Here is a 15,765-nt window from a genome sequence, read left to right on the forward strand (position 1 = left end):
CCCGAGTTGCATAGTGAGAGCGTGATCTAGCGGCAGCGTGCGCCTCCTCGATCGATCTCGCGGCCGAGTACCGCGCCCAGCGCCCCGCCGAGCAGCGTGCCGACCGTCCGGTCGCCGCGGGTGTCGATCGTGCGGCCGAGCAGTGCGCCCACGCCCGCGCCGACGACCAGCCCGGTGGTGCCATTGCCGCGCTCGCAATAGAAGCGCCCGTCGCGTCCGCGCCACACGCGGTCGCCGCGGCGGATCTGGCGCGGTTCGTAATAGCGGCCGCGCCGGTCGTAGCGGTCGTCGCGCCAGCCACGGCCCCGGCGCCAGCGCCGATCGTCGTCGTCCCAATCATCGTCGTCGTAGCGCGCGACATTGGTGAAATCGAGTTCGGCGCCGAAGGGTGCGAGCATCGCGCCGTGCGAGGGAGAGGCGAAGTTCGAGAAGCCGGGCGCACTCTCGGCGGTGTTGGCGGCGGCGGCGGCCGGGGCGCCGAGGAGTGCGAGGGAGGAAGCGGCGGCTGCGATGGCGATTGTCTTCATTGCTTGGGTCCTTTCCCGAGGAGATGGGGTGAGCTCTGTTTCGTTCAGGAAAGGAGAATGGTAGATGAACGGCCCGTTGGACTTCCCGTCAGCAAGGCCGAACGTCGCACAGCTGCGACGAGGCGAGCGACACATTTCAGCCAATCTTCGAGCGCGCCCGCTCGCGAAGCTTTGGGGCCAATTTTTTCACATCGGCCAGTTCCTGGAGTTCTTTCTTGCTCGCGCGGCCGGCGATTAGGGCTGAAAATGTCCGAGCTACGCTCCACTCCGATTCGCCGATCGCGATCCGTTCGAGCGTATCGCCGGCCCGCGCCTCGCCGATTTCGACGACGCGGAAGTACCAGCCGCTGCGACCCGTCTCGACGATCCGCGCGATCATGCCCTTCGCATCGCAGGCCTTTGCGAAGCGGTGTTCGATCTTCCAGCAGGGCTGGCGCGGCTGGCTTACCTCGAGAAGCGCGGTGCCAAGGCGAAAGCGGTCGCCGATATGGACGTCCTTCTCCTCGATCCCGCGCACGGCAAGGTTCGATCCGAAGGCGCCCGGTTCATCGAGGAGGGCGATGTCGCCCAGTTCCTCGCGCCAGAAGGTGTGATGGTCGAGCGGATAGAGGTGAACCGCCATTTCCGGTCCGCCATGAACGCGGCGGTCGGCCTGCTCGTCTCGCGTAAGGCCGTCTTCGAGAAATTGCAGCACTCCCTCGCGCGGCTGTTTGGCAATTGCGCTCGTCTCCGCCCCGTTGAAGGGCCGCGCGGTGCCGGTGCAGATCGCCTCGACCACATGCTTCATGGCGCGGCCTCGTTTCCTACAGGATGGAACACATGGAACACGGTCCTGGGGGAAGAAACTCCGGCTGCGCGCAAAGCGGCAACACCTTCGTTTCCCGAACAAATTGTCCCGTGCTTCGTCATAGGCGTTTTGCAGCACAAATCGCGCAGGTAGGAAAGCGCGTCAGCTTTCAAGCGGCTCGGCTTCCAACTGCTCGCGATAGGTCGGGCCGACCCCGCGCCACATCTCGCCGCGCGCATATTGAAACACGAAATAGATGAGGGCGATGGCGATCACGAAATCGAAGAAGGTCGAATAATAAAGCCAGACATCGGTCGAGGCCAGCATCGCCACCAGCTGGTTCAGCGAAGCCATGACCAGCCCCATCGCACCCATGCCCAGAGCAAGGCGCCGGGGGTCGATATCCTTGTAGGGCAAATAGCGCTTGAGCCGCGCGCCCAGCCGCTTCCCCCCGGTCAGCCCGTCCGTCACGAACAGGGTGGCGGAGAACAGGCCGACGACGGTCGTGCGATATTTCACGGCCTCGTCGGACTGGAACATGAGCGCAAGACCCGCGGAAACGAGCAGCAGGAGGATGCCGAACATCGCAAGACCGCCCAACAGATCGATCCTGGTGACCTTCTGAACGGCCAGCAGGATGAGGCCAGCGGCCGCGCCGACGAAGGCCGCGGTGGTGAGGTCGGTCAGCTTGGCGACGACGAAAAAAAGGAGGCCGAGGCCGATATCGACCGAGATAGGGATCTTGTTGCGGTTCCAGGTTTCGGGATCGTAATTTTCGGGACTGCCCGATTTTTCGAGCATCTTCTTCGCGCCATCGGGCATGGCGATCCGCTTGCCGGGGTGGCTTTCATGGACCAGCTCGTCCTTGACCCGCACCGCGATGCCGATATTCCACCAGTTGATATAGCCCGCTTCGACCTCGACCCTGCGACCATCGGGGAGTTCGCCGGTCAGCTTGTGGTTGCGTGCACCCTCGACGCCGGTCGCAGGCGTGTGGTCGCGCGCCAGCACGGCGCCATCTATCGACAACTCGCTGAAATTGCCGCGCATGCCGGAGCGCACGACGACCTCGCCCCGATGCTCGCCCACCGTAAACTTGCGGCGATAGGGAAAGGACAGGCCGGCTTCGTGTGTCATTGTCTCTCCACTGTCAGCGCGGCCCAATTCCGCTGGGTGCCATCGCTTGCCTCCCCGGCATAGATCTCGGTCTCGACGAGGGCGAGGCCCGCCTCGACATAAAGCTGGCATAGCCAGTCGAAGGTCGGGAAATTGTGCAGGCGTCCGAGCAGGTCGCGCCTTTCGCCGGTTCCCAGCTTGTAGGAAGCGAAGTGCAGTCCGCCCGGCTTCAGGGCGCGGTAGATGCGGGCGAGGACCGCGGGCAGGGCGCTGCGAGGGCAGTGCAACAGGGAGGCATGCGCCCAGATCGCGTCATATTCGCCCTCGGCATGGAGCCGATCGAAGCGCATGAGCCGCGCGCCGATGTCGTGGCGTTCATTGGCCTTGGCGACCATCGCCGGAATGCCATCGGTCGCATCCACATCGAAGCCGTGCTTCCGCATATGGGCTGCATCGTGTCCACCGCCGCAGCCCAGTTCGAGGATGCGCGCACCGGGCGAAAGCCGGGCGAGGAAGCCATCCAGATGACGACTATGTCCCTGTGCCCCGCTCGCCGTAAAATAGGGCGCGCGCTGCTGATAGAAGTCGTAGGTGGCCTGATCGATAGCCAAGGATGGGTGGCCTTCAATCCTTCAGATGCGCGGCGAAGAAATCGAGCGTGGCCGGCCAGATGACCTTGCGCGCTTCGACATCGGCTTCGCTCGACCAGTCGTTCGGCGTCGGATCGCCCGACAGCGCGTGGCCGGCATCAGGGAAGATCAGGCTTACGGTTTCCCGGCCCGCTTCCGCCCTGCGCTCCGCGATCGCCTGCGCCATTTCGCCCGAGGCCCAGACATCGTCCTGATCGCCGCCCGCAACCAGCACCGGCTCGTCGATCGTTTCGACTCTAATCCGGGCGGCGGGCACGCGCCCCGGCGCATGGTGCCGGCCCGCATCCTGCGGTGTGCGCAGGCGTGGTGTTTCGTCCGTCCCGTATTTCGCGATCTCTTCTTGCATCTTGATATATGGAACGAAGGCGAGCGGTTCGCCGCGCCACGAGAAAGAGCTGGATGTGCCGGCCTCGGCGCTCGATCCCCAGCCTTCCCACACCACGTCGCTGGGCACGATGGCGGCGATCGCGGCGAAGCCTTCGATCTTGCTTCCAGCGAGCAGCGCATATTCCGCGCCCTTCGACACGCCGTAAAGGCCGATCGCATCGGCTCGCACGTCCTCTCGTTCCCGCAGCCAGTTCAGCGCGCGCTCGGCCCCCTCGACCGGGATCGAGGCGAAGGCGGAGGGGAGCTGCGGGAACTTCGCTTCGCTCGCGCCCCAATATTTGGGCGAATAATAGATCAGGCCGAAGACGGCATAGCCCTGCTGGGTGAAGAGTTCCGACATGCGCCGGGCCGAGGCATCATTGCCCTCGCTGCCGCCCATGACGATGATCGCCGGGTGCGGACCTTCACCCGCGGGCTTTATGAAGAAGGAGCCGGGCAGGTCATCGCCTGCGCCGATCTCTTCGGCGAGGGCGGTGTCGGCGGTGGACGCCGCAAGGTCATTTATGGGAGCGAAGGCAGAAAGGCCGAGCGCCGCGCTGCACAGGATCGAACGGATCAACATGGAACCTCGCGCTGTATTGAAGGTCGCCTCGTGTTTTTCACGAGGCCGTTCAAAAGGCCAGCGCTTTCAGCGCGTCATGGCTTTACAGCGCGGCGGCAGCCGCCTCGCGGTCGCGTTCGGCACGGCTTTTCTTCTGCGCCGCGGTTTTGAGCTGGCCGCAGGCGGCGTCGATGTCGCGGCCGCGCGGCGTGCGGATGGGCGCGCTGATCCCGCCTTCGAAGACGATGTCGCTGAACGCCTTGATCCGCTCAGGGCTAGAGCATTCATAGGCGGCGCCCGGCCATGGATTGAAGGGAATGAGATTGACCTTGGCCGGCAGATCGAACTGCTTGAGCAGGCGGACCAGCTCGCGCGCATCTGCGTCGCTGTCGTTCTTGTCCTTCAGCATCACATATTCGAAGGTGATGCGCCGGGCATTGGAGGCGCCGGGATAGTCGGCGCAGGCCTGCAGCAACTCCTCGATCCCGTATTTGCGGTTGAGCGGCACGATCTCGTCGCGCACTTCCTTCGTCACGGCGTGCAGAGACACAGCGAGGTTCACCCCGATCTCCTCGCCGCAACGCTCCATCGCCGGCACGACGCCGCTGGTGGAAAGCGTGATCCGCCGCTTCGACAGGGCGAGCCCGTCGCCGTCCATCACGAGGTTGAGCGCATCGCGCACATGCTCGAAATTGTACAAGGGTTCGCCCATGCCCATCATCACGATGTTGGTGAGCAGGCGCCCGTCGGCGGTGTAGTGGCCGGCCTCTTCTTCGCCCAGATCGTCCATCCGTCCCTTGGGCCACTCGCCCAGCGCATCGCGCGCGAGCATGACCTGGCCGACGATTTCTCCGGGCGTCAGGTTGCGCACCAGCCGCATCGTGCCGGTGTGGCAGAAGGTGCAATTGAGCGTGCAGCCGACCTGGCTGGAGACGCACAGGGTGCCCCGGTCCGCATCGGGGATGAACACCATCTCGAATTCGTGACCGTCATCGGTCTGGAGCAGCCATTTGCGGGTGCCGTCCGAGCTGTGCTGCGCCTCGACCACGTTGGGCCGCCCGATCACGAAACGTTCCGCCAGCCACGGGCGCATCGTCTTGGCGATGTCGGTCATCGCATCGAAATCGGTGACGCCGCGGTGATAGAGCCAGTGAAACACCTGCTTGGCGCGCAGCTTCGCCTGCCGCGCATCGAGCCCGGCTTCGGCCAACAATTCGCGAATGCGCGGGCGGGGCAGGCCGATGAGGTCCATGCGACCGTCTTCGCGCGGCGTGATGTCACGCGCGACGGGAACCGGGTCCACTTGTCCCGGGATGGTCATGAGGTCTGTGTCGGCCATGGCGGTGCGAGGGCATATAGTGCGATGCAGCACGGTTGCCTAGGTCACTGGCCTAAATCACTGGCCCAGGCCGCCGCCTAGCGCGAGGCGCAGCTGACGAGCGAGGCGTCGATCGCGGTGGCGACGCCGGGCAAGTCGTAGCGGTCGGAAAAGCGCCGGCCGCTCCTGCTGCGCGCGCTGACTCGCATCTGGCCGGACGAGCGCAGGGCGGCGACGATGGCGGCATCCATGGCGGCGTCCTGCGCCCACGCATTGCGCCCTTGTGCCGCCAGATCGAAGCGGCGCTGCCCGATCGTCAGCCAAACGGCGCTCCCCTCTCGCGGCACCTGCGACAGGCGCAAGTGAACCTGTCCGCGCACGCCGCGCGCGGGCCAGGTGGCGATGCTGGCATAGGCGCCATCCTCGCTTCCCCCGCGCGGCATGGCGATGGCATAACAGCGCGCGGGCGAAGTATCGCGGAAGGCCGCCCAGCTTTCGAACACGCCGAGCGACTGGCGCGCCGCTGCATCCGGCGCGGCGAACAGGAGGGTGGCGAGTGGCAGCGCGAGGCGGAGGAGGGCGGGCCTAATCATAATGAATCGCCATCACTTCCCATTCTCGCACGCCTGCAGGAAGCCTGACTTGGCGCACATCCCCGACCGAGGCGCCTTTCAGCGCCTTCGCCAACGGAGAACTCCACCCGATCCGCCCTTCGCCCGCGTCCTGTTCATCGTCGCCCACGATCGTCACCTCGCAGGCCGCATCGTCTTCATCGGCAAGCTCGACGCGGGCGCCGAAGAAAACGCGCGTCCGATCGGGCTGGTTGGCAGGATCGACCACGCGGCACGCCTTCATCCGGCGCGCGAGATAGCCGAGCTCGCGGTCGATCTCGCGCATGCGTTTGCGGCCGTAGAGATAGTCGCCGTTCTCGCTGCGATCGCCATTGCCCGCGGCCCAGCTGACGATCTCGACGATCTCCGGACGCTCGGTGCCCAGCAGGTGGTCGTAGCGCGCCTTCAGCGCCGCCAGCCCCGCGGGCGTGATCGGAGGACCCGGCTTCTGCGTCACGGAAATGCTAGGGCAGGAAGCTGTCGACCGTGCGCGGCCGCCCGGCTCGATCCGGATACATATGCGAATAGGTCACCGCATTGCCGATCACACGCATGACGTAATAGCGCGTTTCGAAATTGGCCGGGATCCGCTCGATCCATTCGACCCAGTCCATCCCGCCGCGGCGCGGATCCCCGTTGAGCGCGAGCCATTGCCGCACCCGGCCCGGCCCCGCATTGTAGGAGGCGAGCGCCAGCGGATAGGCCCCGCCATAAAGGTCCATGCGGCGGGCGAAATGCGCATCGCCCAGGCGGATATTGTATTGCGGATCCTCGGTGAGATCGGCGGCCATATATTGAATGCCGAGAATGCCCGCTTCCTCGCGCGCGGTGCTGCGCAACAGCTGCATCATGCCGACCGCGTTCGCGTGGCTGCGCCGGGTGCGGTCGAACTCGCTTTCCTGCCGGGCGATCGCATGGACCATGGTCCAGTCGGTTGCGGGCGGGGTGGGCACGGTCGGGAAGCCGATGCGCTCGAAGCCCGTAAAGCCGTTGGCCCCCGCTTCCATGCCGACCACGACCGCCATTTCCTCCAGCCCGGTCTCGCGCGCGAGGGCGTCGGTCAGGAGCAATTCCTGCTCGCTCGTCGCGCTTTCTCCGATCGCCTGGAAGAAGCGGCGCTCGGTGCGCCAGTCACGGCGATTGGCGGCGACCGAGCGGATCGCGCGCACCAGCGGACGGGCTTCGAATTCGGCACGCGTGGCGGCGTCGACTTCGAGCGCGGGCAGCTGCGCAAAGGAGGGCATGGGCCGGCCCAGCGCATCGAGCGCGAGCTGACCGTAATAGTAATGCGGAAACTCCGCCGCCATTTCGAAATAACGGCGGGCGTCCTCTTCCAGCCCCGCCTGACGCGCGGCCCGCCCGGCCCAGAAAAAGCCCTTGGACCGGGTCAGCGGCGTGCGCGCCGCCTTGCCGTAACGTTCGAACAGCGGCGCCGCCGAGGCGCCGTCGCGCATCTCCCACAGCGCATTGGTGCCGCCCAGCCACATCAGGTCGGTATAGGCATCGCGCAAGGCAAAGGAGCCTTCTGAAATGTCGGTTCCCGGTGCGAACAGATCGTCGACGCGTGCAGCGATCCGCACCGAACTTGACGCGCCCGCCGCCTCGGCAACCGCGAGCATGTCCTTGACGAAGGCCTCGCCGTCGAAGGCGGGGGCGGCAAAGCTGCCGCGATTGGCGAGCAGGTCGATCGCCGCCTCGGTCATCCGGCGCGAGCGGTAGTAATTGAGAAGATTGAACGTATAGCCCGCATCGCCCGCCGCCTCGGCCGGCACCGCGATCCCGGCGCTTTGCGGCGTGGTGCCGCGCAGCAGGGCAAGCCGCGCCATGGCGAGATCGCGGTCGGCGGGGGCAAGGTTGATCACCTGCCGCGCCGCCGCCTCGGCCTCACCCTGCCACAGCAGCGCGTTCATGCGCGCGGCGTGATCCTCGGGAGTAAACCGCGCCCCGAACAGGCCCAGCAGATACGCCTCTGTCGGACCCGACATCTCGCCGCCGCGCCATGCCTCGCGCGCAACGTCGAACGCCTCGGGCCGCTGCGCGCCTGCGAGCGAGAGGGCATAACGCGCCCGCCCGCTATTCGTCAGCGGAGCGAGATTGTCGAAGAAATCGAGGATCTGCGCCTGCGGGGGCGCTTCCTCGTCCAGCCGGTTTTCGGCGCGGATGCGGATGATCTCGGTGCGCGGAAATTCGGGAAAAGCGAGTGCGAAGCCGGCATAATCGACAAAGCTGCGCTCGCGATCCGCCTGCAATTGCTCCCACCTGCTGATCGCCGCGGCGATCTGCGAAGGCTGCTGCGCGACGAGGTTGCTACGCAGGGTCGGCGCGCCCACCGCGGTGTCGCCGGGAGGGGGCGTTTGCGCGTTCGCCGGTAGGGTCAGGGCGGCAAAAGCGGCGATTGCCGCGCTTGCGAGCATACGGAGGCGAAAATGCGGAAGTCGAACCGTGCTGGACATGGTGCCGATCGGCTCCTTATCAGGCGTGAAACAGGATAGGGGACGAAGCGTCACATCTGGCCCCCATTGCCTGTCAGATATTTGAACGGCCATAGGAAATTTCAATGTTCAGCGGCTCCATTCCCGCATTGGCGACCCCTTTTCGCAATGGCTCGTTCGACGAGGCGGCTTTTCGCAAACTCGTGGATTGGCAGATCGAACACGGCGCCTCGGGGCTCGTTCCCTGCGGCACGACGGGGGAGGCCTCGACGCTCTCCAACGCAGAGCATCACCGCGTCATCGAAGTGTGCATAGAACAGGCGGCGGGGCGCGTGCCGGTGATCGCCGGATGCGGCAGCAATGACACGATGAATGCCTGCCTGCACATGAATTTCGCGCGCAAGGCGGGGGCGGCGGCGGGGCTGTGCGTGGCGCCCTATTACAACCGGCCGAGCCAGGCGGGTCTGATCGCGCATTTCAGCTATCTTGCTGAAAATTGTGGGCTTCCGATCGTCCTTTACAACGTGCCCAGCCGCACCGTCACCGATATCGAGGACGACACGGTGATCGAGCTGGTCACCAAATATCCCGACACGATCATCGCGATCAAGGATGCGAGCGGCGACCTGTCGCGCGTCGCCGATCATCGCATGGGGATCGGGCGTGAATTCTGCCAGCTGTCGGGCAATGACGAATTGTGGCTGCCCCATGCCGCCGCGGGGGGGAAAGGCGCGATCTCGGTCACCGCCAATGTCGCGCCCGCGCTCTGCGCCGAATTCCACGAGGCGATCACCGCCTACGATCTGAAGCGCGCGCGCGAATTGAACGACCGGCTGTTCCCGCTGCATTACGCGATGTTCTCCGATGCGAGCCCGGCGCCGGTCAAATATGCATTGAGCCGCGTGCACGACTGGTTCGCGCCCGATGTCCGCCTGCCGCTATGCAATGCGAGCGAGGCGAGCCGCAAGGCGGTGGACGATGCGCTCGAACATGCGGGTCTGATTTAGGAGGAGGGCGAACATGAAGACGATCCGGTTTGTTTGGGAGCACTGGTTCTACCTCTTGCTAGCGCTGGGGGCGATGGCGGCGTGGCAATTGTCGCTCATGCCCGAAGCGATTGCCGATCCGATCACGATGGAGCGCGTGTTCCTGATCGACTTCGCGCTGCTTCTGCCGGTGATCTACTTTCTCTACCTGCGATCGCGCACGACGTTAAAGGCCGCGCTGCTTCGCTCCTTTGCCATCGGCGCGGCGGGGGTGGCATATGCTGCCTGGCTGATGCCGGAGGGCGCCGGCGACATCCTGCCCTTCCTCGCCTGGCTGCGCTGGACGGCGCTGCCGCTCGTCATATTCATCGAACTTGCCGCTTTCGTCGCGGTGATGCGCTATGTCTGGAGCTCCGATCCACAGGAAGAGGAGCTGATCCGGCAGGGCATGCCGCCGATTTTGGTCAAACTCCTGATCGCCGAAGCGCGCTTCTGGAAGCGGGTGTTCCGGTTCGTCACCGGACGGCGCGACTAGAGCACCTCGTCCTCGTCGAGCAGGACTTCGGCAAAATCCTCGGGATCGCTCGCATAGATCGCATCCGAGAGGTTCGTGAACTTCTCGCCGATGTCATGCGCGTCCTCGACCCGGGCGATGTGAAACAGCGCATCGCCCTGGTGGACCACCGGGAGGGTCGCATGGCCGATGATGATGCCGGTGATCGGGCTGACGATTTCCGCTGGCTCCTCGCCGAACAACCCGCTGACCGCGCCGAGCAACTCGCCCTCCTTGACCGCGTCGCCCGATTTGCGCACCCGGTGGGTGACCCCGCCGCGCGGGGATCGCACCCATTGCGTTTTCTTCGAACGCGCCGGCGCGGCGATGGCGTGAAGATAGGGATCGGTCTCCACCATCTCCAGGCTGGCCAGCACGCGCAGCACGCCTGCCATACCGGTCTGGATCGAGAGCCGGTCGAAGCGCAGCGCCTCACCTGTTTCCATGAGCAGCATGTCGACGCCTTTCTCCTGCGCCAAGGCGCGCAAGCTGCCTTCGCGCAGGGGGCTTTCGATGATGATCGGCGCGCCGAAGGCGGTGGCGAGATCGAGTAGGCGCCGGTTGCCCGCGGCGATCCGGATTTGCGGCAGGTTGTAGCGGTGGACGGCGGCGGAATGAATGTCGATGCCGAGCGATGCGCGCGCGACGATCTCGGTGAAGAAGACATGCGCGAGCTGGCCCGCGAGCGATCCCGAAGCGGTGCCGGGAAACGAGCGATTCAGATCGCGCCGATCAGGCAGATAGCGCGTATGGCCCAGGAACCCGAAGATATTCGCGACCGGCACCAGTAGCAGTGTGCCCGCCAGCTGCTCGGGCGCGAGATAGGTCGCCAGCCGCTGAATGATGGCGGTGCCGACGATCTCGTCGCCGTGGATCGCGCCGCTGACGAAAACCGTCGGTCCTTCCCGGCTGCCATGGATCACGCGCACGCCGAGCTGTGAATTGTAGCCGGTCGCCATGGTCGTTACCGGCAGGGCGATATCGACGGTACTGCCGGGCGCGATGCTCTCCTCGCCGATGACGAAGGGCGGCGGCATTGGCGATTTCATGCTGGTAGTCCCCCTTCTTGTCCGGCCCGCCCTGATGGCGCGGGGCGCTCCCGCTTGGCAAGCGTCAAATCGCCGCCTATCTGCCCCCAGGCATCATGGCGCGTCCCAAACCCCAGACTTTCGACAAGGCGAAAAGCGTCGCGGAAAATCGCCGGGCGCGGTTCGACTATCACATTGACGAGAAATTCGAAGCCGGCCTCGCCTTGCAAGGCACCGAGGTCAAGGCGCTGCGCGCGGGCGAGGCCAGCATCGCGGAAAGCTATGCCGAGGTGCGCGATGGGGAGGTGTGGCTGATCAACTCGAACATTCCCGAATACAGCCACGGCAACCGCCAGAACCACGAGCCGCGCCGCCCGCGCAAACTGCTGCTGCATACGCGCGAGATCGGCAAGCTGTTCGGCGCGGTCGAGAGGAAGGGGATGACGCTTGTCCCGCTGTCGATCTATTTCAATCGACAGGGCCGCGCCAAGGTCGAGCTTGCGCTCGCCAAGGGCAAGCAGGCGCACGACAAGCGCCAGACGATCAAGGACCGCGACTGGAAGCGCGACAAGGCGCGGCTGATGCGCGATCGTGGCTGAGGAGTAAATAACCGGAAAGCTCGCCGGTTCACGCACTGGTCACTCGCACGATGCTACCCATATGGACATGCATGGTGGGCCCCCGAACCTTGATCCATTGGCAGCCGAGCGCGAACGGGCCGCGTGCCGCCGGGAGGGTTCGTCATGAGCGCTAGCGGCCCGCCCCCCTCGCAGCGTCCGCATCGCTCGCGTTCCAAGACCTGGGCGGCGGACATGATCCGCAAATATATGCCGCGGCGTGAGGAGATGGCGCGGAACAAATATCTGCGCCCGATCGCGCCCCGCTTCCTCAGCCCCGAATTGTGGCGCTTCACCCGCCGCTCGGTCCCGCGCGGGGTGGCGCTGGGTCTTTTCAGCGCTTTCATCATTCCGCTGGGCCAGATCTTTCTCGCCGCCTTCCTCGCTCTGCCGGCGCGCGCGAACGTGCCGCTGGCGGCGCTCGTCACCTTCGTCACCAACCCTTTCACCATCGCCTTCTGGGCGGTCATCGCCAACCGGGTCGGGGCATTCATGCTGCAGATCGATGCCGCGACCGCGGGGATGGCATCGGGCAAGGCGCAAAGCAGCTGGTGGGTCAGCCTGGTCGATCTGTTCCAGGTCGCCGGCGTCACCGTTGTCGGCTTCCTCGTCCTCTCGATCGTTACCTCGGCCGTCGGCTATCTGGTTTCGAGCGCGATCTGGCGCGTAATGGTTGCACGCAAGCGGGCAAAACGTTTGCGCCGCATGGAACAGCGGCTCGACCGCCGGCTCGCCGCGAAGTAGGGCACGGCTACAATCGGGCGCTGTCCAATGCGCCTCACGAACGGCGTATCACGCCGGCAGAAGTTCCAGAGGTCGAAGTGTCCGAAGTCAAATCCGAGCTCGCGCTTTTCGCCGGCGACCGGCGGCTGCTGATCGCCGTGATCGCGGCGCTCGGCCTCACCGCGCTGCTCGTCTTCGCCGTCTCGCAAAGCGTCCTGCTCGCTCTCGTCTATCTTGCCGGCACAGCCGTGATGGTCCTCGCAGCGTCGTCCGCCGCCCGGCTCGGCGAAGCGCCTGCCGCCGAGCTCAAGAGAAGTGCCGACTGGTCGGTGACGGTGGCCGCGCTCGAGGGGCAGGACAGCTCCGTGGCGATCACCGACCGCGCCAATCGCCTGGTCTGCGCAAGTCCGCTCTTCACCCGCACGTTCGGCGTCGAGGCGGCGCCACCCAAAATGGCGCCCGACACTAACGCTACCGATAAGCTCGCCCGGCTTGCGCGCAATGCCTGGCGCGACGGGGAGGCGCATGGCGAGGAACCGATCGACGGCGCGGGCGCGCAATGGTCGGTCGATGTCCGGCGCGCCGGGGCCGGGGCGGATCACCTCGTCTGGCGGTTCGAACGCGTGGCGGCGGGCGAGGAAAGTCCGACGCTGGAGATCGATCTTGCCGGGCCGCTCGGCGCGATGCTCAGCCGCGCCGGAATCGAAGCCGCCATCGCCGGGCCGGACGGCATCATCCGCCATGTCAGCGCCGGCTTCGCCGAACGCGCGGCCGGCGATCCGAAGGCGACCCTCGCCGGTCAGGAATTCGTCTCCTTCCTGCGCGTGGACGAGCGCGACCGCATCCTGTTCGCGCGCGAGGGGCGCGCCGGCACGCCGCAGACCTTGATCGACGTGCCGCTCGGCGAACCGCCCCTCAATACAGGCTCCGCCTCCGATGCGCAGCCCGACCCCAATGCGGGCGCCGCGCTGATGCTGCTCGTCGACAGCGGCGTCGGTATCGGCAGCGGCTGGGACGGCACGGCGCATGCGGGCGTCGCCCAGCTCGAAGGCCTGCTCGGCCAGCTGCCGCTAGGCCTGGCGATGACCGACCGCGACGGGCGCTTCCTGTTCGGCAACGACGCCTTCCTGCGCGCGGTGGGCCGCGAACAAAGCAAGCTGCCCGCCTTTCCGACCGACCTCGTCGTGCGCGAGGACAAGGGCCCGCTGTCCGATGCAGTGCGCCGCCATGGCCGCGGGCCCGCGACCAGCGGCGACATGGCCGTGCGCCTCAATGCGCGACCCGAAGAGCCGGTCTCGATCGGGCTCGCCGGAGTGCGGGGGCTGGGCGAAGGCGCGGTGCTGCTCAGCCTCGTCGATTCGGCCGAGGAAAACCAGCTCAAGCGCCAGGTCGCGCAGGCCACCAAGATGCAGGCCGTGGGGCAGCTCGCCGGCGGGGTCGCGCACGATTTCAACAATGTGCTGACCGCGATCATCGGCACCTGCGATCTCATGCTGTTGCGCCACACGCCGGGCGACAGCGATTACGACGACATCCAGCAGATCCGCGCCAATTCGAACCGCGCCGCCGCTCTCACCCGCCAGCTTCTCGCTTTCTCGCGTCAGCAGACGCTGCGTCCCGAAATCCTGCAACTGCCCGACGTCGTCAGCGAAGTCAGTCCCCTGATTAAGCGCCTGCTGGGCGAGGGGATCGACTATCACGTCCAGCACGACCGCAATCTGGGTGCGGTGCGCGCCGATCCACAGCAGCTCGAACAGGTCATCATGAACCTCGCCGTCAATGCCCGCGACGCCATCCATACGCGTCAGGCGAAGGCGCAGCGCAGACCCGGCGATGCGCGATCGGGTAAGGACCGGGCGGGGCGGATCGCGCTCCGGACCCGCAGCATCGCCGCCGATCAAGTCGTTAAGATGGGTTCTGAAATCCTGCCCGCTTCGGACTACACCGTGCTGATCGTCGAGGACGATGGCGGCGGCATCCCGCCCGATATCCTGCCCAAGCTGTTCGAACCCTTCTTCACCACCAAGGAGCAGGGCAAAGGCACCGGGCTCGGCCTTTCGACCGTCTACGGTATCGTCAAGCAATCGGGCGGATTCATCTTCGCCGACAATGTGACCGATGCCGCGGGGAACGTGCGCGGCGCGCAGTTCAGCATGTATCTGCCGGTCCATCGCGGCGAGGTGCCCCAGCGGCGCAAGGAGCCCAAGGCCCCGCAGTCGTCTTCCGACTGGCCGGGCGGGGGCCGCATCCTGCTGGTCGAGGACGAGGACATGGTGCGCGCGGTCGCCGAACGCGCCCTCGCGCGCGCGGGATATGAAGTCACCGCCTGTCCGGGCGGGGAAGAGGGGCTGGAGGCGATCGAGGCGGGCGGCGGGTTCGACCTGGTGGTCAGCGACGTCGTGATGCCGGGAATGGACGGGCCGGCCATGGTGCGCGCGATCCGCCGCGAACATCCGGCGATCCCCGTGGTCTTCATGTCGGGCTATGCCGAAGAGGCGCTGCGCAAGGATATCGACATTCCGCGCATGCACTTCATTCCCAAACCTTTCAGCGTCGCCGCGATCACCGACAAGGTCGCGAGCGTCATGCGCGAGGCGAAAGAGGGCGAGAACGCCTGAGCGGCGCCGGGTGGCGGAGAGCTTTCGCGAAAATAAATTCGTTCTCCTCTTGTTCCATGAGAACAAATCGAATACATGCAATCTCGCAAGGGGGCGGGAAAGCGTTTCTTCCCCGGGCCGGGTGATACTTTTCGCCCCGCCCTAGGCAAGCGAGGGAGTGCATGCGATAGCGACGTCTTTGAAGCTGGTAGAGAAGGAACAGGACGTGGATCGGCAAAAGGCGCTGGACGCCGCTCTTGCACAAATCGATCGCGCTTTCGGCAAGGGTTCGGCGATGAAGCTCGGCTCGCGCGAGGCGATGCAGGTCGAAGCGATTTCGACCGGATCATTGGGGCTCGACATTGCGCTGGGTATCGGCGGCCTGCCCAAGGGGCGTGTGATCGAGGTGTACGGGCCGGAAAGCTCGGGCAAAACGACGCTGGCGCTGCACTGCATCGCCGAGGCGCAGAAGGCGGGCGGCACGGCGGCTTTCGTAGATGCCGAACACGCGCTCGATCCCGTTTATGCGAAGAAGCTCGGCGTCGATATCGACGAGCTGATCGTCTCGCAGCCCGATACGGGCGAACAGGCCCTTGAAATTACCGACACGCTGGTCCGCTCCAACGCGGTCGACGTGCTGGTGGTCGACTCGGTCGCGGCGCTCGTTCCCCGCGCGGAAATCGAAGGCGAGATGGGCGATTCCCATGTCGGCCTTCAGGCGCGGCTCATGTCCCAAAGCCTGCGCAAGCTGACCGGGTCGATCAACCGCTCCAAATGCATGGTGATCTTCATCAACCAGCTGCGCATGAAGATCGGCGTGATGTACGGCAACCCGGAGACGACGACCGGCGGCAACGCGCTCAAGTTCTACGCCTCGGTCCGCCTCGACATC

At 65.8% G+C, this 15,765-nt stretch carries 16 protein-coding genes; 6 read left to right on the forward strand and 10 right to left on the reverse strand.

Annotation, left to right across the window (positions count from 1 at the left end; genetic code table 11):
- Window positions 1–26: 26 nt before the first annotated feature.
- The 9 genes from V2I30_RS13960 to V2I30_RS14000 all read right to left on the reverse strand — a co-directional run bounded on the left by V2I30_RS13960 (window position 27) and on the right by V2I30_RS14000 (window position 8,390).
- Window positions 27–527, reverse strand: a complete 501-nt coding sequence (locus V2I30_RS13960; RefSeq protein ID WP_330662791.1) for a glycine zipper 2TM domain-containing protein — start codon at window positions 525–527, stop codon at window positions 27–29.
- Between the two features lie 136 nt (window positions 528–663).
- On the reverse strand, window positions 664–1,314 hold the full coding sequence (locus V2I30_RS13965) for an MOSC domain-containing protein (protein ID WP_330662792.1): 651 nt from the start codon (window positions 1,312–1,314) through the stop codon (window positions 664–666).
- Between the two features lie 162 nt (window positions 1,315–1,476).
- A complete protein-coding gene (locus tag V2I30_RS13970) occupies window positions 1,477–2,451 on the reverse strand; it encodes a septation protein IspZ (RefSeq protein ID WP_330662793.1) in 975 nt (324 codons plus the stop codon).
- Window positions 2,448–3,041 carry a class I SAM-dependent methyltransferase gene (locus V2I30_RS13975; RefSeq protein ID WP_330662794.1) on the reverse strand — a complete coding sequence of 198 codons (594 nt, stop codon included), beginning with the start codon at window positions 3,039–3,041 and terminating at the stop codon, window positions 2,448–2,450. Before V2I30_RS13975 ends, V2I30_RS13970 begins: the two co-directional genes overlap by 4 nt.
- A gap of 13 nt (window positions 3,042–3,054) precedes the next feature.
- A complete protein-coding gene (locus V2I30_RS13980) occupies window positions 3,055–4,029 on the reverse strand; it encodes an alpha/beta hydrolase (RefSeq protein ID WP_330662795.1) in 975 nt (324 codons plus the stop codon).
- An 82-nt stretch (window positions 4,030–4,111) separates the two neighbouring features.
- Window positions 4,112–5,347, reverse strand: a complete 1,236-nt coding sequence (gene rlmN, locus V2I30_RS13985) for a 23S rRNA (adenine(2503)-C(2))-methyltransferase RlmN (protein ID WP_330662796.1) — start codon at window positions 5,345–5,347, stop codon at window positions 4,112–4,114.
- Between the two features lie 77 nt (window positions 5,348–5,424).
- Window positions 5,425–5,919 (reverse strand): hypothetical protein, encoded by a 495-nt coding sequence (locus V2I30_RS13990; RefSeq protein ID WP_330662797.1) that lies wholly within the window; start codon window positions 5,917–5,919, stop codon window positions 5,425–5,427.
- A complete protein-coding gene (locus V2I30_RS13995) occupies window positions 5,912–6,394 on the reverse strand; it encodes a GreA/GreB family elongation factor (protein ID WP_330662798.1) in 483 nt (160 codons plus the stop codon). The genes V2I30_RS13990 and V2I30_RS13995 overlap by 8 nt, the downstream gene beginning before the upstream one ends.
- 7 nt (window positions 6,395–6,401) lie before the next feature.
- Window positions 6,402–8,390, reverse strand: a complete 1,989-nt coding sequence (locus tag V2I30_RS14000; RefSeq protein ID WP_330662799.1) for a lytic transglycosylase domain-containing protein — start codon at window positions 8,388–8,390, stop codon at window positions 6,402–6,404.
- Between the two features lie 104 nt (window positions 8,391–8,494).
- Here V2I30_RS14000 and dapA point away from each other — a divergent pair, with 104 nt between their 5' ends.
- Together dapA and V2I30_RS14010 are read left to right on the forward strand one after the other, a co-directional pair.
- Window positions 8,495–9,376, forward strand: coding sequence for a 4-hydroxy-tetrahydrodipicolinate synthase (gene dapA, locus V2I30_RS14005; protein ID WP_330662800.1), 882 nt, complete (start codon window positions 8,495–8,497; stop codon window positions 9,374–9,376).
- Window positions 9,377–9,389: 13 nt separating this feature from the next.
- The gene (locus V2I30_RS14010) at window positions 9,390–9,890 is read left to right on the forward strand and encodes a hypothetical protein (RefSeq protein WP_330662801.1); all 501 of its coding nucleotides are present in this window, start codon (window positions 9,390–9,392) and stop codon (window positions 9,888–9,890) included.
- Here V2I30_RS14010 and V2I30_RS14015 read toward each other — a convergent pair.
- Window positions 9,887–10,957 (reverse strand): succinylglutamate desuccinylase/aspartoacylase family protein, encoded by a 1,071-nt coding sequence (locus tag V2I30_RS14015; protein ID WP_330662802.1) that lies wholly within the window; start codon window positions 10,955–10,957, stop codon window positions 9,887–9,889. The genes V2I30_RS14010 and V2I30_RS14015 overlap by 4 nt on opposite strands.
- A 95-nt stretch (window positions 10,958–11,052) precedes the next feature.
- Between V2I30_RS14015 and smpB the strand changes: the two genes are divergently transcribed.
- The 4 genes from smpB to recA form a co-directional block, all read left to right on the forward strand.
- On the forward strand, window positions 11,053–11,535 hold the full coding sequence (gene smpB / locus V2I30_RS14020) for an SsrA-binding protein SmpB (RefSeq protein ID WP_330662803.1): 483 nt from the start codon (window positions 11,053–11,055) through the stop codon (window positions 11,533–11,535).
- Between the two features lie 228 nt (window positions 11,536–11,763).
- Window positions 11,764–12,297, forward strand: coding sequence for a DUF2062 domain-containing protein (locus V2I30_RS14025; protein WP_330662806.1), 534 nt, complete (start codon window positions 11,764–11,766; stop codon window positions 12,295–12,297).
- A gap of 77 nt (window positions 12,298–12,374) precedes the next feature.
- On the forward strand, window positions 12,375–14,894 hold the full coding sequence (locus V2I30_RS14030) for a response regulator (protein ID WP_330662804.1): 2,520 nt from the start codon (window positions 12,375–12,377) through the stop codon (window positions 14,892–14,894).
- 166 nt (window positions 14,895–15,060) lie between these two features.
- Window positions 15,061–15,765 (forward strand): recombinase RecA (gene recA, locus V2I30_RS14035; protein WP_330662807.1); only part of this gene is annotated, 705 nt, incomplete at its 3' end.

It is taken from the genome of Erythrobacter sp. (assembly GCF_036351135.1).
In the GTDB taxonomy this organism is placed as follows: domain Bacteria; phylum Pseudomonadota; class Alphaproteobacteria; order Sphingomonadales; family Sphingomonadaceae; genus Erythrobacter.